Here is a 537-nt window from a genome sequence, read left to right as displayed (position 1 = left end):
GCCGACCCGCTGCTGGAAGACAGCCTGGTGTTCGGCACCGTGTTCGACGATCGCGACGGCGACGGTTGGCAGGACAGTGCCGAGCTGACCGGTGTGCGTGTACAGGGCGGCTTTGCGGCCTCGGCCTATGTGGCCGGCTCGACCACGCTGGATCGGGGCGACGGCCCGCAGCCGCTGGCCGATGCCAGTGCGCCCCTGCTGCACGGCGTGCAGATCGGCGTGGTGCATGGACGTGCGTCGACCTCCGATACCGTCGAAGCGCACCAGGTCGTGTTGCGCCAGCGCCTGCGCGAGCTGGCCTTCAGCGATGACTTCGTGCTGGAGAGCGCGCAGGGACATCGCTTGCGGATGTATGCACAGGGGGGCACGAGCGTGCAGCTCAGTGGCGACGCCGGCAAGGGCCTGACCGCTGCCGCGCCGACCGTACGCCGTGAGGTCGCACGCGTGGCCGACGGCTACGAAGTGGCTTACGTGATCGGCAACGGAGGCATCCAGGAGCAGGGCATCCCCGGTGTGCGTCTGGCCACGGTGGAAGGC

The 537-nt window shown here is 69.5% G+C and carries 1 protein-coding gene; it reads left to right on the top strand.

Annotation, left to right across the window (positions count from 1 at the left end; all coding sequences use genetic code 11):
* Positions 1-537 (top strand): hypothetical protein (locus VG556_RS22355; RefSeq protein ID WP_423180050.1); only part of this gene is annotated, 537 nt, incomplete at both ends.

This window comes from Stenotrophomonas sp. CASM106 (assembly GCF_049384825.1).
Taxonomy (GTDB): Bacteria; Pseudomonadota; Gammaproteobacteria; order Xanthomonadales; family Xanthomonadaceae; genus Stenotrophomonas; species Stenotrophomonas muris.
This window is presented reverse-complemented; position numbering and strand designations above follow the sequence as displayed.